This window comes from Paludisphaera rhizosphaerae (assembly GCF_011065895.1).
Classification (GTDB): domain Bacteria; phylum Planctomycetota; class Planctomycetia; order Isosphaerales; family Isosphaeraceae; genus Paludisphaera; species Paludisphaera rhizosphaerae.
In genome coordinates, this window is sequence record NZ_JAALCR010000015.1 from 142,181 (window position 1) to 164,010 (window position 21,830).

At 65.4% G+C, this 21,830-nt stretch carries 17 protein-coding genes; 5 read left to right on the top strand and 12 right to left on the bottom strand.

The features are described from left to right. Positions 1-4: 4 nt before the first annotated feature. The 4 genes from G5C50_RS19990 to G5C50_RS20005 form a co-directional block, all read right to left on the bottom strand. On the bottom strand, positions 5-667 hold the full coding sequence (locus tag G5C50_RS19990) for a LutC/YkgG family protein (protein WP_165072215.1): 663 nt from the start codon (positions 665-667) through the stop codon (positions 5-7). Continuing rightward, positions 664-2,157 (bottom strand): LutB/LldF family L-lactate oxidation iron-sulfur protein, encoded by a 1,494-nt coding sequence (locus G5C50_RS19995; RefSeq protein ID WP_165072318.1) that lies wholly within the window; start codon positions 2,155-2,157, stop codon positions 664-666. Before G5C50_RS19995 ends, G5C50_RS19990 begins: the two co-directional genes overlap by 4 nt. Positions 2,158-2,189: 32 nt before the next feature. Further along, positions 2,190-2,951 carry a (Fe-S)-binding protein gene (locus G5C50_RS20000; protein ID WP_165072217.1) on the bottom strand — a complete coding sequence of 254 codons (762 nt, stop codon included), beginning with the start codon at positions 2,949-2,951 and terminating at the stop codon, positions 2,190-2,192. 141 nt (positions 2,952-3,092) lie between these two features. Beyond that, complete coding sequence (locus tag G5C50_RS20005) at positions 3,093-4,448, bottom strand: hemolysin family protein (RefSeq protein ID WP_165072219.1); 1,356 nt, start codon at positions 4,446-4,448, stop codon at positions 3,093-3,095. Positions 4,449-4,720: 272 nt separating this feature from the next. Here G5C50_RS20005 and G5C50_RS20010 point away from each other — a divergent pair, with 272 nt between their 5' ends. Then, positions 4,721-5,563: a gluzincin family metallopeptidase gene (locus G5C50_RS20010; protein ID WP_240907282.1), complete on the top strand. Its 843-nt coding sequence runs from the start codon at positions 4,721-4,723 to the stop codon at positions 5,561-5,563. Positions 5,564-6,172: 609 nt separating this feature from the next. On the opposite strand, the gene G5C50_RS20015 is transcribed toward G5C50_RS20010, so the two are convergent. The 7 genes from G5C50_RS20015 to G5C50_RS20045 all read right to left on the bottom strand — a co-directional run bounded on the left by G5C50_RS20015 (position 6,173) and on the right by G5C50_RS20045 (position 16,539). After that, positions 6,173-6,700, bottom strand: coding sequence for a hypothetical protein (locus tag G5C50_RS20015; protein ID WP_165072222.1), 528 nt, complete (start codon positions 6,698-6,700; stop codon positions 6,173-6,175). Further along, entirely contained in the window at positions 6,697-8,544 is a 1,848-nt protein-coding gene (locus G5C50_RS20020; RefSeq protein WP_240907283.1) for an alkaline phosphatase family protein, read from the bottom strand. The genes G5C50_RS20015 and G5C50_RS20020 overlap by 4 nt, the downstream gene beginning before the upstream one ends. Positions 8,545-8,678: 134 nt before the next feature. Next, positions 8,679-11,921 (bottom strand): efflux RND transporter permease subunit, encoded by a 3,243-nt coding sequence (locus G5C50_RS20025; RefSeq protein ID WP_165072224.1) that lies wholly within the window; start codon positions 11,919-11,921, stop codon positions 8,679-8,681. Between the two features lie 48 nt (positions 11,922-11,969). Further along, positions 11,970-13,367 (bottom strand): efflux RND transporter periplasmic adaptor subunit, encoded by a 1,398-nt coding sequence (locus G5C50_RS20030; RefSeq protein WP_240907284.1) that lies wholly within the window; start codon positions 13,365-13,367, stop codon positions 11,970-11,972. A gap of 163 nt (positions 13,368-13,530) precedes the next feature. Beyond that, positions 13,531-14,268 carry a TetR/AcrR family transcriptional regulator gene (locus G5C50_RS20035; protein WP_165072227.1) on the bottom strand — a complete coding sequence of 246 codons (738 nt, stop codon included), beginning with the start codon at positions 14,266-14,268 and terminating at the stop codon, positions 13,531-13,533. Positions 14,269-14,431: 163 nt separating this feature from the next. Further along, positions 14,432-14,962, bottom strand: coding sequence for an ankyrin repeat domain-containing protein (locus G5C50_RS20040; protein ID WP_165072229.1), 531 nt, complete (start codon positions 14,960-14,962; stop codon positions 14,432-14,434). Positions 14,963-15,003: 41 nt separating this feature from the next. Continuing rightward, positions 15,004-16,539, bottom strand: a complete 1,536-nt coding sequence (locus tag G5C50_RS20045) for a sulfatase family protein (protein WP_165072230.1) — start codon at positions 16,537-16,539, stop codon at positions 15,004-15,006. A gap of 388 nt (positions 16,540-16,927) precedes the next feature. Here G5C50_RS20045 and G5C50_RS20050 point away from each other — a divergent pair, with 388 nt between their 5' ends. Further along, entirely contained in the window at positions 16,928-17,977 is a 1,050-nt protein-coding gene (locus tag G5C50_RS20050) for a DUF1559 domain-containing protein (protein WP_165072232.1), read from the top strand. 34 nt (positions 17,978-18,011) lie between these two features. Here the strand turns inward: G5C50_RS20050 and G5C50_RS20055 are convergent, their stop codons facing one another. Then, positions 18,012-18,416 carry a hypothetical protein gene (locus tag G5C50_RS20055; RefSeq protein ID WP_165072234.1) on the bottom strand — a complete coding sequence of 135 codons (405 nt, stop codon included), beginning with the start codon at positions 18,414-18,416 and terminating at the stop codon, positions 18,012-18,014. 657 nt (positions 18,417-19,073) lie between these two features. Between G5C50_RS20055 and G5C50_RS20060 the strand changes: the two genes are divergently transcribed. From G5C50_RS20060 to G5C50_RS20070, 3 genes are all read left to right on the top strand, one after another. Further along, positions 19,074-19,772, top strand: coding sequence for a 3-keto-disaccharide hydrolase (locus G5C50_RS20060; RefSeq protein WP_165072320.1), 699 nt, complete (start codon positions 19,074-19,076; stop codon positions 19,770-19,772). Between the two features lie 184 nt (positions 19,773-19,956). Continuing rightward, positions 19,957-20,520 carry an elongation factor P gene (gene efp / locus G5C50_RS20065; protein WP_165072236.1) on the top strand — a complete coding sequence of 188 codons (564 nt, stop codon included), beginning with the start codon at positions 19,957-19,959 and terminating at the stop codon, positions 20,518-20,520. 83 nt (positions 20,521-20,603) lie between these two features. Beyond that, a complete protein-coding gene (locus G5C50_RS20070) occupies positions 20,604-21,755 on the top strand; it encodes a M20 family metallopeptidase (protein ID WP_165072238.1) in 1,152 nt (383 codons plus the stop codon). The last annotated feature ends 75 nt before the right edge of the window (positions 21,756-21,830 follow it).

The window sequence follows — 21,830 nt, forward strand, 5'->3', positions numbered from 1 at the left end:
CGCGTCAGACCACGTCCAACTCGGTCACGACGATCACTTCCAGCGTCCTTGGCCCGTGGACGCCCTCGACGCGGTTCAGCTCGATGTCGGAAGTCGCCGAGGGTCCGGAGATGAACGTGATGGGGCGCGAAGGCTCTGCCGCCGCGGCCTCGAGCTTCACGACGGCCTCCGGGACCAGGCCGACGACCTGATCCTGGCGGATCACGCAAAGGTGGTAGTCGGGGACCAGCGTGATCGCGCGGCGGCCCTGGCCAGGACCGCTGTCGAGCACGATGGTCCCGGTCTGCGCGATCCCGAGTGCGCAGGCGGTTAGAACGCCGTCGGACTGATCGAGCTGCTCATTCGTCAGGCCGGGCTCGCGGACCAGTTCCACGCCCGGAGGCGCCCAGCCGTCGGGGAGGTCGGCCGGGACGACGAGTCGCTTCACGCTGCGAGCCGCGCACGATTCGACGATGGCCGCCGCCAGCGCCTCGGGTCGCACGACCTTGACTTTCGCCTTGTAGTCGCGGACGCGATCGATGAAGAGTTCGAGCCGCTTATGGACGTCGCCGTCGTCGACGTGCAGGTAGGCGCGGTCGATGTAAACGTCCTTGGGCTGCTCGGTGGGGGGGACGTCCTTCAAGGCGGCGCGGATCCGGCCGAGGACGACGTCTCGCGGCGAACTCATGGCCGGGCCTCCTGGCGGGGAACCGTCTTGGTGTTTGAGACCTTCTCCCGCTGCTTCCACCATTCGCGGAACGTCTGAGGGGCGATGGGGTAAACGTCTCGCACGGCCGTCCAGCCGCCGAGCTGTCCCGGCAGCCGTTCGATGACCCCTCCCTTGACCATCAGCTTCTGGCCGAGTCGACCGGCCTTTTGCGCGGCCTCGTAGCGCCGGGGCGAGGCGAACACGCGGGCCACCGTCTGCATGGCGATGTTCTCCCCCGAGAGCTTGCCCGCCAGGGTCGCCTGCTTGTGGCGAACGACCTCGCCGCGGAGGTGCAGCAGGACTTCGGGGATGTTGATCTTCACCGGGCAGACCTCGTAGCAGGCTCCGCAGAGCGACGAGGCGTAGGGGAGCGACCCGGCGTTCTCCACCCCGACGAGTTGCGGCGTCAGGATGGCGCCGATGGGGCCGGGATAGACGGAGTTGTAGGCGTGCCCGCCGGTTCGCTCGTAGACGGGGCAGATGTTGAGGCAGGCCGAGCATCGAATGCAGTGCAAGGCCTGCCGGCCGTTGCGGTCGGCGAGGACCTTGGATCGGCCGTCGTCGAGCAGGATCAGGTGGAACTCGTCGGGCCCGTCCCCCGGTGGTGCGATCCCCGTCCAGAACGAGGTGTAGGGGTTCATCCGCTCGGCCGTGCTCGACCGCGGCAGCAGTTGGAGGAATACCTCCAGGTCCCGCCAGGTGGGGACGAGTTTTTCGATCCCCATGACGGAGACGAGCACCTTGGGGAGGGTCAGGCACATCCGCCCGTTCCCCTCGGACTCGACGATGCAGATGGTCCCCGTGTCGGCGACGCCGAAATTCACGCCGCTGACGGCCACCGGGACGGTTAGAAACTTGCGCCGCAGGTGGGCCCTAGCGGCGGCGGCGAGTTCCTTCGGCTCGTCGCCGAGGTGCTCTGTGTTTTCCAGGGTGCGACGGAAGATCTCGCGGATCTCGGCCCGGCTCTTGTGGATCGCTGGGACGAGAATGTGCGACGACCGTTCGTCGGCGAGCTGGATGATCAGCTCAGCCAGGTCGGTCTCGTAGGCCTTGATTCCCTGGTGGGCGAGAGCCTCGTTGAGGCCGATCTCGTCGGTCGTGAGCGACTTGATCTTCACGACCTCTTTCGCGCCGTGGGACTTGACGATCCCGGCGACGATCCGATTGGCGTCCTCGGCGTCGGCCGCCCAGTGGACCTTGCCGCCGACGCGGGTCACAGACTCTTCAAGCTGGATCAGGTACTTGTCCAGATGGCGAAGGGTCCGGTCCTTGATGGCTCGCCCGGCCTCGCGGAGGTTCTGCCAGTCGGGCATCTCGTCGACGACCTTGTACCGCTTGGCGCGGATGGTCGTCGTGGCTTTCCCCATGTTGAAGCGAAGCTGCGTATCCCCCAGCGAGAGCCGCGCGGCATCTTGAAAGGGCATGGCCGGGGCCGAGACCGGGAGCGGCGGAACTCCCTCACGCGACATCAGCTCGGCGTTGGTGGTCGGCTCGCGACGGCTCATGATCGCACCTCCTTCGCGGCGGGGGCGTCTTCGTCGGTCGACGCCAGGATCTCGGCGAGGTGGATTGGATTCACGCCGGCACGCTGGCGATGCAAGCCGCCGCCGATGTGCATCAGGCACGAGTTGTCCGCCGAGGCGCAGTATTCGGCCCGGGTGTCGAGCACGCAGCGAATCTTATCCGAGAGCATCGCGATGGACGTGTCCGCGTTCTTCACGGCGAACGTCCCGCCGAAGCCGCAGCACTCGTCGGCGCGGGGCAGTTCCACCAGGTCGATCCCGCGCACCTTGCGCAGGAGCTTTTGCGGTGCCTCGCCGATGTGGAGCATCCGCTTGGAGTGGCAGGTGGTGTGGAAGGTCACTCGGTGGGGGAAGTAGGCGCCGACGTCTTCAACGCCCAGCACGTCCACCAGGAACATCGACAGCTCGTGGACTCGCGGCGAAAGCGCTGCGACCTCGCGGCGGAGCGATTCGTCGCCGAACTCGGCGGCGACCCTGGGATACACCTCCTGCACCATGCTCACGCATGAGGCGGACGGCGAGACGACGACCTCGGCGTCGCGGAAGACGTCGACGAAGTGACGCACCAGCGGCAGGCTCTCACGCTGATAGCCGCTGTTGTAGTGCATCTGGCCGCAGCAGGTCTGGCCCATCGGAAACTCGACCTGATGGCCAAGTCGTTCGAGCAGGGCGACCATGGCCTTGCCGGTGTTGGGGAACAGGGTGTCGTTGAAGCAGGTGATGAACAGCGAGACGCGCATGGACGACCTCTGGCGGGACCCGCGACAGTCGACAAGGAGGGCGACGCCGCGTCGGAAGCAAATCCGACCGCGCGTCCCGCAGGTCGCGATTCGCTCACGATTATATCGCGGCTGAACGTCGGCGGAAGCGACCGGCCGGGCTCAGGGAGCCTCGGTTTCTCCTTCGGCTTTCGATTCTTCCACAGGTTCGGGACGAATGGGTTCGATCCGGACGCGGCGGACGCGGGTGGGATCAGCCTTCAAGACGATGAACCGGCGACCTTCGATCTCGACGTGGTCCCCCTCACGGGCCAAACGGCCGAGCAGATCCAGGATCAGGCCGCCAGTCGTCTCGGCGTCGGTCTCGGGAAGCTCGATGCCGACGGCTTCCTCCAGGCGGTCGAGCGGGCAGGAGGCTTCGACCTCGAAGACGCCGTCTCCCAGGTCGATGACCTCGGGCGCCTCGCGGTCGAACTCGTCCTGGATCGGGCCGACGAGTTCCTCCAGCACGTTTTCCAGCGTGACCATCCCCACCACGCTGCCGTACTCGTCGAGCAAGAGCGCGAGATGGACCCGATTGCGTTGGAATTCCAGCAGCAACTGGTCGAGTCGCAGGGTCACGGGGAGGTAGGGAGCTTTGCGCGCAAGCTGACGGAGGTCGACTCGGCCGTTCTGGAAGCCGCCGCTGCGAAAGACGTCCTTGACATGGATCATCCCGATCACGGTCGTGAGGTCGTCCTCGCAAAGCGGGTAGCGCGTGTGCCCGGCCTGGCGAGCGAGCCGGAGGTTCTCTTCCAGAGGACGCGAGAGGCTCAGGTAGACGATGTCCGGACGGGGGATCATGACGCGGCGGGCGGTCTTCTCCTCAAGGGTCAGGACGTTCTCGATCATGACCCGTTCCGAGCGCGTCAGGTGGCCTCCCTCGACGCTCTCAGCGAGGATGTGGCGCAGCTCCTCGTCGGTATGGCTGATCTCCTCGTGGCTCGCGGATCCAAGTCCCATCAGACGCAGGGTCAGATTGCTGGCCGCGTTCAGCAGCCAGATGGCAGGCCAGAAGATGTAGGCCAGGAGGACGAGCGGCGGAGCCGTGACGAGCGCCACGATCCTCGGCGCCCGAATCGCCAGGGTCTTCGGCGCCTGTTCGCCCAGCGCCATGTGGAGGAACGTGACGAACGTCAGCGAGAGAATCGGCACCAGCGCGATCGACATCCCCGCCACGGCCAGCCGGGAATGCCCCAGGCCGACCCAGCTCAGGACGTGCTCCATGAGCGGGTCGATCCACTTCTCGATCGCTCGCCCCAGCGCGAGGCTCGCCACCGTGATGCCGATCTGCGAGGCCGACAGGTACAGGTCGAGCCGATCGAGGGCCTTGCTGGTCAGGCGGGCGGCCCAGTTCCCCTGTTCGGCGAGCTGATCGATCTGGCTGGTCCGCACCTTCACCAGGGCGAACTCGGCAGCCACGAAATAGGCGTTGATCAGGATCAACCCCGAGATGATGAGGAAGTGGGACGTCTCCATGTCGGGCTTGCTGAATTCCTGATCTCGGGGTGGCCGACGAGGCGGCGAGAGTGGCGAGACGGCCGCAGGACTGGGGATTCTAACCGATCGCCGGTTGACTGACACTCTCGAATTCCATGCCGGACCAACGTTTAGGAGCAGGGGGAAGTCGAGGCGACAGGCTCGGCGGTTTCTGCTAAAGTTTCGACCGCCAGACGCCGAGGGGTGCCACCCCGGCGCGGATCGCCCGAAGGATCGGCCCGATCGCGAACGCTCATGGAGGAGTGCTCCGCATGGAAGCCCACTGCTGCGCCCGGCCGTCGACTCGCTTCCTCTCGGTCGTCCTGTCGGTCGGGGCTCTGCCCCTCCTTTGCGGGGCCTCGCATCGGACCACCAACTTCGTCGTCGAGGCTCGATCAGCCGACGTGGCGAAGAAGGTCGCCGAGCATGCCGAGGAGTGCCGCCGGACCATCGCTCGCGCCTGGCTCGGCCGCGAACTGCCTGATTGGGCTGAACCCTGTCCGGTGAAGGTCAAGCTGACCGGCGGCGAGGCGGGCGGGCTGACCTCCTTCGGGTTCGACCACAACCACGTCAGCGATCAGAGCATGGTCGTTGAGGGCCGCCTCGATCGGATCCTGGCCTCGGCCGTGCCGCACGAGGTGACGCACACCGTTTTCGCTGCGTTCTTCGGCGGTCCGATGCCTCGCTGGGCCGACGAAGGGGCTTCGCTCCTGAGCGAAGACCAGCGCGAGAGGAGCCGCCACGACCAGATCGCCGTCGATCTCATGGCCCGTCGGGGCGAGATCTCGCTGGGCGAGCTGTTCCAGATCGATGAGTATCCCAAGGACCTGATGGCCTTCTACGGTCAGGGCTATTCGATCTCGCGGTTCCTGATCGAGATCGGCGGCCGGCCGCGGTTCCTGGAGTTCGTCCGCGACGGTCTCGCGACCGGATGGGACGCCGCCACGCTCGACCACTATGGCCTGGCCAGCGTCCGCGAACTGGATCGTGCCTGGCGATCATGGCACCGGGGCCTCGCCTCCAACCGCAACGCGCCGCCGATCAACGACCCCGCCCTGGCGCTCAGCGAGCCCGCGCAACCCATCGACGAACCCCGCCGCAACGCGCTGCGGTGAGGACGATCGCAGGATTCATCGGAGTGCCCCTCAGCGGGTTCTGTTGAATTGCTGAGAGTTTCTCGGCGAGCATCAGAAAAGCTCTCCTTCTCTCACGCTGACGCCCCGACGCTTTTTCGGCGGCGGCGTTAAAACGTCTTCCTCCCTCGCGGGGGAAGACAGACCGCAAAGCGGTCAGATGAGGGGAACGACCGCCAAGGAGTTCTCAGTTGTTAGTTCCCAGTTCTCAGCCGAGGGAACACAGTCGTCTTCCTCTCTAGAGCGGCGACCGCTTGAGTTTCACACGGCGGAGGAGAAAGGGGACTGGCTCCCGGCGCGAGCGCCTCGGCCCTTGGTATCGACCTGGCGGCCGGGTGCCTGTCCCCTTTCTCCGGGCATCCCCGAGGCCGCTTCGGAGCCAAGGGGGACAGGCACCTCCGCTGCGCTGCGGAGCCAGTCCCCGTTGACTCCTCCGCTCTGTGTGCAACCCGAGCGGTCAGCGCTCTAATGACTGAGAACTAAGAACCATTCGTCCCCTTCGGGCCACCTTCCCCCGCCAGGGGGGAAGGCCGTTATGGTTGCGACTTCTGAAAATGTGTTGGGGTGTCAATCGCGCCTTGGCTGCCGCGTTCAGCCGATGTACCCCAATCCCCGAAGACGCTCGCGGACCAATTCGTCGTCCTCGTCCGACTCGGCCGAAAGCCGATCCACCAGGATGTTTCGACCCTCCGAGCCGGGCAGGGGGGGAAGGCCGGCGAGTTCCAGCAGCGTCGCGGTCAGATCGGCGGGCTTGACTCCCTCGATCGCGCCGAAAGGCGGCAGGTGGGGCGCGGCGAGGATGAACGCCTCGGGCTGATCGCCGGGCGCAGCGACGATCGCCACGAGAGCGTCTTCGCTGAGGTTTTCGAGGTGCTTCCCGACCTCCTCATCGAGGCGCTGCGGATCTTCGACGCCGCTCAGCTCCGGATCGGTTTCGATGAGGATCGGATCCCCGCCGACCTGATTCCGAATCGCCGTGGACGGTTTGATGGACGATCCCTCGACCGCGAGGCGGCCGAAGCAACCGACTTCCATCAGGCTGCGGATGGTCGTGAGGCTCTCGTCTTCCAGCAGGACGTCGGGAGCGATGCGGTTGAGTTCGATCAAGAGGATCTTCATGGGTTCAGCGGGCTCCCTTTCATGTTCTTACCCTTCTCGACGCCCAGCGCGGCGAGGATCGTCGGCGCGAGGTCCTGGAGACTCGCCCCTTCGCGGCGGAACGGTCGGTTCATGAACAGGACGCCGGGGACGGCGGCCGGGTCGATGCAGTGGTCGCCGGACCATTTTCGCAGGTTGTCTTCGTGCAGCGGGCCGTCGGAGACGCCCCCCATCGAGGACGACCAGGAGATCCGATAGCCGGGCGCGTAGTCGACCACCACGTCGGGCGCCTCGTCGACGTAGGGACCGGTGTAGACGTCTTCGCGAGGGCGGGCTGAATGGATCGAGACCTGGCCGCGTTCTTCGTCGCGAGCCCCCGACAGCTTCTCGGCGATCGAGCGTCGGAGCGATTCGGCCTCGTCAGGGCGGACGATCCCGCGCCCTTCGCGACCTTGCAGGTTGAGGAAGAGACCGCTCAGGCCCATCGCGTACGCCCGCGTTTTCTCCCAGTCGATCCCCTGGAGGAATTCGCCCGAGCCGCCGGGCGCGAGAGTGAGCAAGCCCTCGCGCTGGAGCCATGAGTTCAGGTGGAACTGACGCTGAAAGCTGCTGAAGCCGTGGTCGCTCATAACGATCAGGAGCGTGCGGTCGTCGACGTGGTCGAGCGCCTGTCCGACGACCTCGTCGCCGCGACGGTAATGATCCTCGATCGCCCCGGCCAGCGCGGGATTCGCGTCGCGTCCGCGGTTGGCCGGGTGGTCGGGCTCTCGGAAACGCCAGAGCATGTGTTGAACGCGGTCGGGCGTATCGAAGAGGCAGTAGAAGAGTCCGGAGTCGAACCGCGACAGTTCCCGCTCCATCATCGCCCGACGCTCGCGCCAGGCGTCCTCGCACTGGGCGAGGAATTGCTCCTCCGAGATCCGCTCGTTGATGAGGCCGTTGTGGTCCTCGACGAATCCCGCCGTATGGAAACGGCCGATGTCCTCGGCCAGCGTTCGTGCGTACTCCGGCGGAGAGCTGATCGGGAACAGGGGGGCGATGGGGTCGAAGTTGGCCGGCGAGGCGTAGAGGATGACTGTCGGGTCGCGGCGGATCAGGAGGAAGCGGACGATCCCGTGGGCCGATTGGAGCGGGCCGACCTTGAACTTGATCTTCAGCCAGCCGCTCCACTCGCCCTCTCGGATCTGCAACTCGCGCGGTTCGCCGGGCGATTGGATCGTCAGCACTCCGGGCTCGGGCGAGCGGGCGAGCTTCACGTCGGCGGTGACGTCGGCGCGGCTGCGAGGGTTCCGGGGGCCGATCAGGCGGGTCGCGATCGGCGAGCGGCCGTCGTCGACGATCGCAACCACGTTCTCGCTCTCACCGGCCGCACCGGGCTCGACGGCATAGTACGTGGACGTGCCGAAGCCCCCGCGCAGGTCGGGCACCCCCATGCCAGCCAGCAGCGAGCCGCGGAGACGGTCGGGTGGGTAAGAGCAGGGATGGCGCAGGATCGTCGAGGAAACGCCGGCCGCGGAGAGGACGTCCCAGACCGTCTCCCCCCGGCGCTGATTGACGGCCTTTGGAGGGAGCAGGGGGGATTTCTGCTCGTAGTGGTTCAGGCCGCTGTCGATGCGGTATGTCGCGGGGTCGCGACGGAGGAAGTCGAAGACGCCGTGGCCGCCGGGGTCGACTCCGGTGGCGAACGTCGACCAGGCGACGGGCGTCTGTGCGGGGGCCGTGGTGGCGACGCGGGCGACCGGGCCGTCGCCGGACAGGCGGGCGAAGTTGGGAAGCTCGCCTCGGGCGAGCATCGCCTCGACGATCGTCGGCTCCAGGCCGTCGAGCCCGACGACCACGACCTTGCGTAACGGTTGGCTGCTCAAGGCTCCGTCCCGGTTCTTCCACGCGGGGATTCCCTGGGCGCGCAAAAGCCCCCCCGCGGGGCCGAGACTACCAGGGGCCGCTGCCTCTGGGCAAGCTCGGTTCCACGGGGGGGCGTGGAGGGGGGATTTCTCGGTCAGTCCTGGGGACCGTGGACGGCCGCCTCGGTGGCTCGGTAGTGGACCAGTCCGTTGCCATCCACGCCGGCCAGGACGGGATGCTCGTCGGAGCGGTCGGCGTCGTGCTCGTGGTCGTCCTCTTCGTCCACGTTCCGGAGCCGCTTCAAGTAGTCGCTCAACCGCTCGCCGAGGACGTAGTAGATGGGGATGACGAATCGGCCGAGGATCGTGGAGATGGCGATCCCCGCCGCGATGACAACGCCCAGCGAGTTTCGGCTGGCGGCGCCGGCGCCGGTGGCCCTGGCCATCGGCAATACGCCCATGACGAAGGCGAACGACGTCATGAGGATCGGCCGGAGTCGCTCGCGAGAGGCGATCATGGCCGATTCGATGATGCTCTTGCCGTGCTTCTCGCGCTGTTCGACGGCGAACTCGACCAGCAGAATCGCGTTCTTGGTCTCCAGGCCGATCAGCATGACCAGGCCGATCTGACCGAAGACGTCCAGCGGCATGTCGTACCACCAGAGGCCCACGACCGCACCGAACATGGCCAGGGGGACCGTCAGGATAATGACCGCCGGCCGGATCCAGCTTTCATACAGGGCCGCCATGAACAGGAAGACGCAGATGACCGACAGGCTGAAGATGTAGATCGCCTGATTGCCCGTCTTGACTTCCTGAAGCGTCGTCCCGGTGAACTCGTAGCCGAAGCCTTCGGGGAGCACCTGGTCGGCGATCTCGCGGAGGGCGTCGAGCGCCTGGCCGGAGCTGAACCCAGGGGCCGGGTTTCCGGTCATCTTGGCCGATGTGTACAAGTTGTAGTGGGGGACGTCGATCGGGCCGAGGGTGTAGTGGACCTCGCCCAGGCTGGACAGCGGCACGCGCTCGCCCTTGCGATTGAGCACATACAGGTTGGCGATGTCGTCCGGCTTGGTGCGGACGCCACCTTCAGCCTGCATCAGCACGCGCCAGACCTTGCCCTGAAGGTCGAAGTCATTGATGTAGTAGGCGCCCAGGTTCACCTGAAGCGTGGCGAAGACGTCGGAGATCGGCACGTCCAGGCGGCGGGCCTTGATGCGATCCAGCTCGAAGCGGAGTTGCGGCACGCGGGTCGTGTAGGTCGTGAAGACGCTCGCCAGCTCAGGACGCTTTCTGGCGGCGTCCTGGAACTGGTCGACGACTCGCTGCAAGGCGTCAACGCCCTTGGCCGCGCGGTCCTCGATCATGATTTCGTGACCGCCGGTCTGACTCAGACCGCGGATCGGCGGGGGCTGGAGGACCAGCGGGAGAGCGTTGTGAATTTCCTTGAAGAGCATCCCCTGGAACTTCTGCGAGAGCGCTGCGGCCCGCAACTCGGGAGACCTTCGCTCCGACCAGGGTTTCAACGGCGTGAAGACGACACCCGCGTTGCTCTGGGTCGTGGAGTTCATGATGTTCATGCCGTCCAGAGCCACAACGTGCTGAATGCCGTCAAGCTCCTGAGCGATCGACATCACCTTCTTGATGACGGCCGAGGTGGCCTCGCGGCTGGTGCCGTCCGGAGTCTGGACGACGCAGATCAGGTAGCCCAGGTCTTCGGTCGGCACGAACGCCTTGGGACGCACGGCGACCATGTAGGCCGTCAGGACAAGCAGCCCGAGCGAGGGAACGACGATCGTCCACCAGTGCTTCTCCGTGAAGAGGAGCACCGAGTCGTACGAATCCTCGATCCACTTCATGCCGCGGTTGAACCAGCGGAAGAGGAAGAACCTCGTCTCGCCGTGCTTCGCCTTGAGGAACAGCCGGGCCATGGCCGGGCTGAGCGTCAGCGAGTTGATCGCCGAGAAGACGAACGAGAAGACGATCGTCATGGCGAACTGGTTGTAGAGCTTGCCCGTCATGCCCGGCATGAAGGCGACCGGGACGAACACCGCCGCGAGCACCAGGGTGATCGTGATGATCGGCGTGGTGATCTCGGCCATCGCGGCGCGAGTGGCTTCCAGCGGCCGATAGCCGCGGTGGAGGAACTTCTCGACGTTCTCGACGACGATGATGGCGTCGTCGACCACAAGGCCGATCGCCAGCACCAGGCCGCAGAGCGTCAGCGAGTTGATTGAGAAGCCGAACAGGGCCATCGCCGCGAACGTCGCGATCAGCGAGACGGGAATCGCGATCATCGGAATGATCGTCGCCCGCACTCCCTGAAGGAAGACGAAGACCACGAGCATGACCAGGCCGAAGGCCTCTAGCAGAGTGTGCTCGACCTCGTCAATGTTCTCTTCGACATATTTCGTCGTGTCGTAGGCCATCGCGTAGTCGAGGCCTTCGGGGAAGTCCTTCTTCAGCCGTTCCATCTCGTGACGGACGGCCTCGACGATGTTCAGAGCGTTGGCGTCCGAGTACTGGAAGATCGGCATGGCGCCGGCGGGCTTGCCGTCGAGAAAGCCGGCCGTCTCGTAGTTCTCGGAGGCGAGTTCGACGCGGGCCACGTCCCTGAGCCGGACGATCGAGCCGTCGTCGTTGCGGCGGACGACGATCTCCTCGAACTCCGCCGCCTTGGAGAGCCGGCCCTTAACGGTGATCGGGAACTCGCGAAGCTGGCCCTCGGGAACCGGCGAGCCGCCGATCTTGCCGGCCGCCGCCTGGAGATTCTCCTGGCGGACGGCGGCGAGAATCTCGTCGGTGCCGATCTTCATGTTGGCCAGGCGGTCTGGATCGATCCAGATCCGCATGGCGTACTTGCGGCCGAACGACATGACGTCGGAGACGCCCGGGATGCGCTTGAGGACGTCCGTGACGTAGATCTGGCCGTAGTTGTCCAGGAAGTTCGCGTCATGGCGGCCGTCGGGCGAGGTCAGGTTGACGACGCAGACCATGTCAGTCGACGTCTTCTTGATGGTGACGCCGTACTGCTTGACTTCGGGAGGAAGCTGGGCGTTGGCCGTCTGCACCTTGTTCTGAATGTCGACGGCCGCGATGTCCTGGCTGTAGCCGACGTCGAACGTGGCCACGATGTTCGAGACGCCGTTGCTGGTGCTGTCCGAGCTGAAGTAAAGCAGGCCCTTGGTGCCGTTGACCTGCTGCTCGATGGGCGTCGTGACCGTCCGGGCGACGCTCAATGCGTCGGCGCCGGTGTAGGTCGTCGTGATCTGGACCTGCGGCGGCGCGATCGGCGGATACTGAGCGATCGGCAGCAGGAAGGCGCAGATGCCGCCGATCAGCACCATCAGGATCGCCAGGACGGTGGCGAAGATCGGCCGTCCGATGAAGAAGTTCACCATGATGGGGATGTGCTCGCTGGGTTGAGTTGGCGTCGCCTGTTCGACGGCTCAGTGGGAGCCGGAGGCCGGAGCGGCCTTGGACTTCTCGCGTGCGGCGGCCGGCGCCGACGCGGAGGCTTTCTTCTCGGACTCCTTCGCGGCCGGATCCGCCTTGGTCGGGGTCTCGACCGGCCGGGCGAGGGTCGCCGGAGCGACGGTGACGGGCATTCCGGGACGAACCATCTGAAGGCCCTCGACGATCACGGGCACGCCCGCGTCAAGGCCCTCGAAGATCACCCGCACCCCCTGGTAGTTCGACATCCCCGCCCGCACGCTCTGGATGGCGACCTTGTTTTCCTTGTCGGCGATGTAGACGACCGGGCCAGACTCGGTCTCCATCACCGCCTGGGCGGGGACGACCACCACGTCCTTGAGCTGTTCGATCTCGATCCGGAGCTTCACGTATTCGCCCGGCAACAGGCTGTTGTTGGGGTTGGGAATCCGGGCCCGCGAGAGGAACGTCGAGGTGGTCTCCTCGATGAAGTTGTCGATGAAGTAAAGCTGCCCGTTGTAGGGGTGCTGCTCCTCGCCCTCGACGCCCGGGCGGTTCAGGATCACGGGCGTTTGCTTCTGGACCAACTGGGTCACTCGGTCCAGGTATCGCGAACTGATCGGGATGTCGACGCCCATCGGGTCGAGCTGCTGGATCGTGGCCAGTTCGGTATACGAGCCCCCCTCCTGGCCGGGGCCGACGAGATTCCCCACCTTGACCCTCGCGACGCCGATGCGGCCGTCGATCGGAGCCGTCATCCGGCAGTATCCCAGGTTGAGCTGGGCGTCCCGAACGCCCGCCTTGGCGTCCTCGAGCTGGGCGTTGGCCGCCAGGACGCCGATCTCATAGTCGGCCTGAGCCTGCTCGTAGCTGGCCTGGTCGGCCTCCACCTGGGCCTCGTACTGCTTGCGGTCGGCCTCGGCCCGGTCCAGGTCTTCCTGCGACCCGGCGTTCCTCGTCAGCAGGATTCGAGCCCGCTTCTCCTCGATCCGCTTCAGATTGAGCTGGGCCTGGTCGAGGAGCACCTTGGCGGACGCGGTCTCGCGGACCTTGGAGCGCTCGGCCTTGCTCACGGCCGCCTCGGCTTCGGCCTGCTTGGCCTGGGCTGAAGCCAGGGCCACCTTGTAGGGCTCTTCATCGATGATGAAGAGGAGATCCCCCTTCTTGACGAACGAACCTTCGTCGAAGCGTCGCTCCGTGATGAAGCCCCGAACTCGAGCCCGAAGCGTGACCATTTCCAGGGCCGTCGTCGTGCCGTTGGGCGTGTCGATGACGGGGATGTCCATCCGCTTCGACTCGACCACGCCCACCAGGGGCGGCGGCGGGACCTTGGGGGCCGCCGGTTTGGAGCAGCCTGCGAGACTCGCTCCGATCAGCGCGAGGGCCGTCGGGGCGATCGATCGCAGGGCCCTCATCGGCAACGCTCTTCGTGTGCGCATAGATGTCCCGTCCCCTCGCGGGGAGTCCTCAAAAACGATAGTGATGCCGGACGACGAACACGTTCCGCGCTCGTCGCGAAATTCATGGAGTGAATCAAGGATCAATGTCGCGAGCCGCTCCGCCGGAGAAAGCGGGACGTCAGGGTTGCTCGCCGATGGCCCGCCATTCTTCCGGAAAGATGCTTTCCATCACTCGGACGCGGGTGGCGGCGTACTCCCATTCCGAATAAAGGGGCCGCCAACCGAAGCCGTCGAGCAACACGTTGATGCTCTCCCGCTTCAGCCAGCAGGTCTTTTCCATGGGGCACTCGCCGAACAGCGGTTCACCGTGAGCCAACCCGATGTGCGTTCCGACGGCGATCGCGAAAATCGCCGAGGCCAGGCTTTCGGCCGTCCACGGTTCACGCAACTCCAGGTCGCCCGCGGCGACGGCCGCCTCCACGATCTCCCGAACCCATTCGGCGCACTCGGTGTCGCGCTCCCGCAGAAGCTTCCGCCTCTGGACGTCGGCGCGGTCCTGAAGGTTCGCCAGGCGGATGACCATCTCCGCTTTATAATACTGAGGATGCAGCCGGCCGAAGATCTCGTCGGCCACCCCGATCGCGAACATCCGCTCTCGGGGACGACCCTCGAACTTCATCGCCCGCTCGAACAGCTCTCGGCGATTCTCAATGCTCTGAACCGCAAGGGCCGCGACGAGGTCTTCCTTCGTCGAGAAATGCTGGTAGATCGTCCCCTTGGAATACTCCGTCGCCTCGGCCAGGCGGTCCATGCTGAGACCCGAGAAGCCCTGCTCCATGAGCATCTTACGGGCGACGTCCAGCAGGTACGCCTCGCGTTGACGGATCTCCCTCTGCTTCCTCGTGGTCGTGCTCATGCGGGGATTATTGACGGATCGTCGAAAATCGTCAAGGAGTCGTTTGACGATTCGTCAAAAAGCGCCGAAGCGTCGATCAGCCGTCGACGGAGTCAAAGGCCGTCGCGGTCGACGTTTATGCGTCCTGGTTGGAGGTTCGCCAGCGACGCGCAAAAGTCATCGATCAGGGCGATACTGGCTTGCCGCTGGGCGATCTGGATTCGATGTATCGAATCATCGCGTCCTGACCCTGTTCGCGGGCGTAGCCCAAGGCGCTGGTGCTCTGACCGTCGGTGTGGAGTGGGTCGGCCCCCTGATCGATGAGGAGTCGCACGATCTCCCAGTGGCCTTCGCCGGCGGCGAGGGTGACCGCCGTGAAGAAGTCGAGGTCTTGCCGGTTAGGGTCGGCTCCTCGCTCAAGGAGGACTTTCACGCATTCGGTTCGGCCGGCAAAGGATGCGTGCATCAACGGCGTCCAGGGGAAACGTCCATCGACGACCCGATTCACGTTGGCGCCCTCGTCCAGCAGCTCGCGGACGCGAACAGCGTCGCCGTCCTCTGCAGCGTGAATGAGGTCATAGGGGAGCCGTTCCAGCCGTTCCAGCCGGCGGACGTGGCTGATCCAGGCTCCCAGCGCGACCGCGATCAGCGCGATCCATGCGAGGAGGCTGCGGAGCCGCGGGCGACTTCGCTCTGCGAGGCGGAGAATTTTCATGACGAGGCTCCGCTCCAGCAGTGACGCCTTCGATTGAACTCTTATTCTCCCGACGGTTTGCGTCGGAACGTCACTTTCCGGTCGTTGGGTTGTGCTAGTCCGGGAGTGCTCCGGCCGTCGTCGACGTACTTCCGCATGAGAGCCGTGAGCCGGGCGACGATCACGGGATGCTCGGCCTGGAGATTCTTCGTTTCGGCCGGATCGTCGGCCAGGTTGTAAAGCTGGATGGGAGGGAGTTTCGAGGCGTCGTCGCGGCCGGGCCGGGGGGCGCTCCAGCCGCCCGAGTCTGGGCAGAAGATCAGCTTCCACGGCCCCTGACGAATCGCGAACGAACCGTTGATCGAGTGGTGCACCGTCGCCTCGCGGACCGGGCCGTTCGCTGTGCCCTTGAGGATCGGCACGAGGCTTACGCTGTCCTCGTTCGCGTCCGCTCGAAGGGGCTCGCCGACGATCTCGGCGGCGGTGGCCATCAGGTCGGTCAGGCAGATGGTCTGGTCGCTGGTGGAGGCCGCGGCGACATTCCCGGGCCAGCGAACGACGAACGGGATGCGGTGGCCTCCTTCGAAGATGTCCGCCTTGTAGCCGCGGAAGGGACCGCTGGGGTGGTGGCCGAGTTTGACCATGTCGTCGAACCCCGCCGCCGGCGAACAGCCGTTGTCGCTGGTGAGGACGACCAGCGTGTCGTCGGCCAGTCCATGCCGGTCGAGGGCGTCAAGAACCCGGCCGACGGCTGCATCGGTTTGCATCACGAAATCGCCGTAAGGGGTCAGGCCGCTCTTTCCCTGCCACTCGGAGGTCGGGACGATCGGCGTGTGCGGCGAGGTGAGCGCCAGGTAGAGGAAGAACGGACGGCCGGTCTTCGAAGGCTGGGCTCCCGCGGCGATGACCGCTTCAGCTCGCTCGGTCAGGCGAGGGAGGACGTCGACGGCCTCGAAATCGGCCCCCGCAGGCCCCTTGCGGATCCAGGTCTTCTCCACAGTTGGAGCCTGAACCACCCGATCGTTTTCGAGATAGACGAACGGGGGCATGTCCAGCGAGGCGCTGATGCCGAAGTACGAGTCGAAGCCTCGGCTCGTCGGTCCCTGGGTGAAGGGGAGCGTGTAGTCCACCTTCCAGTCGACCTTGTCCTTCCCCGCGGCCCCATCCTTGCCGGTCCAGTCGAAGCCGAGGTGCCACTTGCCGACGGCCGCCGTGGTGTAGCCGGCCTTGCGCAGCAGAGCGGGGACGGTCGGCCGATCCGGGCCGATCAGCGCCGGCGAGAAGCCGTTGAGCACGCCCTGGGCGAGCGTCGACCGCCACGAATAACGACCCGTCAAGATCCCGTAGCGCGTCGGCGTGCAGACGGCCGAGCCTGAATGCGCGTCGGTGAACCTCATCCCCTGAGCGGCCAATCGATCGATGTTGGGCGTGGCGATCTTGTTGTCCGGCTGGTAGCAGCGGACGTCGCCGTATCCCAGATCGTCCGCCAGGATGTACACGATATTCGGCTTTCCGCCTGCGGCGTTGACGGCTGCAGAGGTCGATATCGCCAGAAGCAGGAGGGCCGAGATCGTCGGGAGAAGTTTGGGGAGACGCATGAAGTCGCTCGTGAAGAGGTTTGCGAAAGGCTCGAACTCGTCGGTCATTCCCGACAGAGCGGGCTCGCCCGCCGACTACGACTCGATCACGGCGGCGGTATCCCAATCAAGAGGTTTCCGCGTAGCTTCGACGCGTCCATCGGGGCCCCGTCGGCGCTGACAGGGAACAGTATGATTTAAGTAATTAGGTGTTGAATCAAACATGGATTATCGATTGGATCCAAGCCGACATTTTGTTTTGGTGCGATAAAATTCGGGTCGATTGCCTCTGGCGTGCTCGCCATGCTTTGCGCAAGATGGTCGCGTGCGAGGCCGGGTCGGATCATCGACCACACATCTCTTTTTGACCAGCACATCTTGAGATTCTTTCAGGAAAGGCAGGTCGCTCATGCTGCGCTCGCAGCGTCGGGGTTTCACGTTGATTGAGTTGTTGGTGGTGATCGCGATCATCGCGGTTCTCATCGCCCTGCTGCTTCCGGCGGTCCAGGCGGCTCGCGAGGCCGCCCGGCGGATCCAGTGCACGAACAATCTGAAACAAATCGGACTGGCGCTCCACAACTATCACCAGACGACGGGCGGTCTCCCCTGGGGCGACGGTCCCGACGAATGGAATCAGTGGTCGTCGCTGGCCCTGATCCTTCCCTACATGGAGCAGGGAAATCTCTACAACGCCATCAACTTCTTTTACGGCTTGCAGGACTGGAATCTGCCGTACAACACGACGACCCATCGGACGCGGGTCTCGGCCTATTCCTGCCCCTCGGACCTCGATCGGCTGACGAACGCCGACGGCTCGTCGAGCTACGCGGGGAACGCCGGCTCCAACCCGGCGACCTTCTACGACTGGGACAACAGCGGGGCGTTCAACGGGCTCTTCGGCTGGTCGGGCAACTCGCGGAAGACCGGCAACTACATCAAGCAGACCCCGGCGATCGGCTTCCAGGCCATCATTGACGGCCTCAGCAACACCGCGTGCTTCAGCGAGAAGGTGAAGGGGATCGGTTGGTACACGACGGCCCGGGTCAACGACCCCCTGACGCCGCCGTCGACGTATGCCCTGATCACCAAGCCGGCCGCCGCCGACCTGCTCAACCCGACGGCTGTTTATAATCAGTGCAAGGCTCTCAATCCGTCGGCGCTCTCCACGCCGCAGAACCAGAACAGCCTCTATCCCAACGGCTCCCTCTGGTACAACGGCTGCCCCAGCAACTCGCGTTTCAACACGGTTCTGCCGCCGAACACCTGGGGGTGCACTTACGGCGGCCGTTGGGGCGACATGGGAGGCGCTGTACCTCCCACCAGCCGCCATCCGGGCGTCGTAAACGTCACGATGGCCGACGGCTCGGTGAAAGCGATCAAGAGCTCGATCGCTCCCGGCGTTTGGTGGGCGCTCGGCTCACGCGCCGGCGGCGAGGTGCTCTCTTCCGACTCCTACTGAGTCGGGGCGGTGTGAAGTTCCCGCCGCGCCCGTCTCAGGGCGCGGCGGCTTGAACTGGCGGCAGTGCGGCGTCGAACGAGTTGTCGCCGGCTTTCACCTCGCAGTCCAGCGACACGTCCTGCAGCGATGGATCGCGAGTGAGTTCAGGGACCAGGAACGTCACCCGGTTCATCCCGACGAGCGTTTTGACCTCGTACGTCCCGTCCGGTTGGATCGGGGCGCTGCGAGCCGTCGCATCCCTGCGCAGGTGGTTCGAGGGATCGAACCGAATGTTCCCCTTGGCGATCGGTTTGCCGCGGAGCGTGACCGTTCCCTTGACCGTGGCTTCCTCGGTCGAGGTGTCCACCGGCGGCTTCCCCTCGCCGCATCCCAGAACAACCGAGAGGAACCCCGCCGCCGCCAAGGCCGCGGTTCCACGAATCGAGGAACTCCTCGTCATCGGTCGACCCTTTCTCAAGAGGTGGAGATGCGGCCGCGCGCATTCATGACCACGGCCGAACTCGGCGAAGATTTGAATGAAATTCTCTTCACGCGTCCCTGAGCCTCCGGAATCGGACGGTCGGGACGACTCGGGCAAAGCCCACGACCAGGGCCTCGCGACAATGCGCCTTCATAACATAACGGCGCAGGGTGGACGTCGCCAGTGCCGGCAGCCGGATATAGCGTCGATGCGAGCAGAATTCCTGCGGGTTTCCTGGTCAGCCAATCGAGTTTGGGACCAAATTCCTATTGGAAGGACGGGGCGTTCCGAGGAGTCGGTTGGATCGTTCCGGGGAGGTCGGCTCAAGATGGTGACGAGAAATCAGCGTTGGCGTGGGCGGAGAAATGACCAATCGAAGCCAATTTTTCAGAGTCGGTTTCGTGGCGCATCAGGTTTTGTGGTCATGGTTTGCGATAGGTAGGGTTCAAACGTAGGCCGGACGAGGGAACCCAATTCGCGGCGGGTGCGTTCGCACGCCGAACCTGCCCCCGCCTTCTCGTTCTCCATCGGCCGTCGGCGTATGATCGGGCGAAACGGTCAGTGGCGGCGATGATCGCACGAGCGGGATCGACCGCCTCGATTCGGCCGCCATCATGCCAGGGGAGGGGTTTCGTGATGATGTTGATCGGTCGCTCGATCGTCGTGATGGTTGCATTCCATTTGGCACGGATCTCGTTGGCTCAGGACTCCGTTCCCAGGCCGCTCTTCGACGGCAAGACGCTCGACGGCTGGAAGGCCGAGAGCGGCAAGGCCGAGTATCGCGTCGAGGACGGCGCGATCGTGGGGAAGACGGTGGAAGGCTCGGGGAACACGTTCCTCTGCAAGGGGCCGTTCCGGGATTTCGTCGTGGATCTGGACGTGAAGTGCGACCCCGCGTTGAACTCGGGGGTCCAGGTTCGCAGCCACCTCTACGAGGCTGGGAGCGAAGGCGCGAAGCGGCACGGCGTCGGGCGGATCTACGGCCCTCAGTGCGAGATCGCCGTGAACGGCACGGCCGGCAAGTTCTACGACGAAGCGCGAGTCGGCAAGTGGATCGACGGCGAGGAGCCGAAGTCGTCCGAGGCCGCCAAGGCGTTCAAGGCCGACGGCTGGAACCACTACCGAATCGTCGTCCAGGGGGACCATTACCGCTCCTGGATCAACGGCGTTCCGACGGCCGATTTCACCGACGGTCGGGACTCGGAGGGGCTGATCGGTCTTCAGGTCCACGCGATCGCCAAGGGGACGGGCCCGTACGAGGTCCGCTGGAAGAACGTCATGCTGCTGGAACTGGCCCCCGGTCAGGCCGTTCCAGCGCCGGTCGCGAGGCCGTAACGGGGGCGGGCGACGGATCGGAAGTGAAGGCCGCACTAGGCAAAACGACGTGCGGCCAGTACATTCAGACAGCGGGTTTTTTGCGGCGCCGCGGCGTCGCGCCGGTATTTACTTACGAGGACGTCGTCGGCCGGAGGGAGCCGGGGCGGTCGTCCGGACAGGCTTCAGAGAGACGCAATCTGCCATGATGCTCAAAGCGACCGACATCCGCCGCGGCATGGTGATCACGATGGAAGGCGTGAACTACGTCGTGGTCGACTTCGCCCACCACACCCCCGGCAATCTTCGGGCGATGGTTCAGACCAAGCTCCGCAACATGAACAATGGGTCGCTCATCGACAAGCGGCTGCGGTCGGTGGATCAGATCGAGGTCCCCTACGTCGAGACGAAGGAGTTCGAGTACCTGTACTCCGCCGGCGACGAACACGTCTTCATGGACACCGAGACCTACGACCAGCTCCACTTCGCCCCCGAGATCATCGGGACGGCGATGGAGTTCCTGCTGCCCAACTCCAGGGTGATGGTCAAGTACATCAACGACAAGGCGGTGTCGATCGAAATCCCCGACTCCGTCGAGTTGACCGTCACCGACACGCCGCCCGCTCTGGCCGGCGCCACGGCGACGAACCAGTACAAGGAAGCCACCCTGGAGACCGGCCTGAAGGTCCAGGTCCCGCCGTTCATCAAGCCCGGCGAGAAGATCCGGATCGACACCCGCACCAGCGAGTATCTCGAACGCGTGAAGTGACTTCGATGTGAACGACCGCCGCGGCGTCGAGGCCGACGCCGCCCCGCCCAACCTCACCCCACCCAGCCTGAGGAGCGCGGATCGTGGACGAGTCGACCCGCCTCCTGGCCGATCTGGTCGCCATCCCCAGCGTCAATCCGATGGGGAGGCCCGTCAGCGGCCCGGAGTACTTCGAGGGCCGAATCGGCGCCTACCTCGAAGATTGGTTCCAGCAAGCCGGGATCTCGACCGTTCGCCAGGCCGTCGCGCCGGGGCGGTCGAATATCCTGGTCCGCTATGAGGCGCCCGGATCCTCGGCCCCGACGATCCTTCTCGACGTTCACCAGGACACCGTCCCGGTGGACGGCATGACCATTCCCCCGTTCGAGCCGCGGGTCGAAGCGGGCCGGCTGTACGGCCGGGGCTCGTGCGACGTGAAGGCGGGGATGGCGGCCATGCTGCTGGCTTTCCGTCGCCTTTGCTACGAGCGGCCGAAGGGCTCGGCCTCGGTGATCCTGGCCTGCACGGTCGACGAGGAATACACCCACCTGGGCTCGGACAAACTGGCCGAAACTCAGAAGGGGATCGACCTCGCCGTGGTCGCCGAGCCGACCAAGCTGGACGTCGTCCCGTGGCACAAGGGCTCGGTCCGCTGGAAAGTTCGGACGAAGGGCGTGGCCTGCCACAGCTCGACCCCCGAGCGCGGCGCGAACGCCATCTACCGGATGGCGAAGGTCGTCGACGCCCTGGAGGCTCACGCTGAAGAGCTATCCCGGTCGGTCCCGCATCCGAAGCTCGGCCCACCGAGCCTCTCGGTCGGTCGGATCGACGGCGGCCGGAGCGTGAACGTCGTCCCCGACTGGTGCGAGATCGAGATCGACCGCCGCCTGCTCCCCGGCGAGACCTGGGAGGAGGCCGTCGAACGGGCTCGCGCGTGCGTCGCGTCCCAGGTTGTGGATCCATCGGTCGTCGAGTTCGAGCCCCCCTGGGGTCGAATGCCCGCGCTGGAGACCCCCCTCGGCCCCTGGCTGGAGCCGCTCACGAAGGCCGTTGAGGCGGCGACGGGTCGGGCCCCCGCGTTGGTGGGCGTCCCGTACGGAACCGACGCAGGCCCGCTCGGGCAGGTCGGCATTCCGGCGATCGTCTTCGGCCCCGGCGACATCGCCCAGGCGCACACCCGCGACGAGTGGATCGAACTGGATCAGGTGGCTCTGGCCGTGGAGGCGTATTACCGGATCGCCCTGGCCCTGGGTTGATCGCATCGAGACCGCGCAACGGAAACCGCCCCGGCGGCCTCCCTCTGGGAAAAGGAAGGGCGGGGCGGTTTCGAA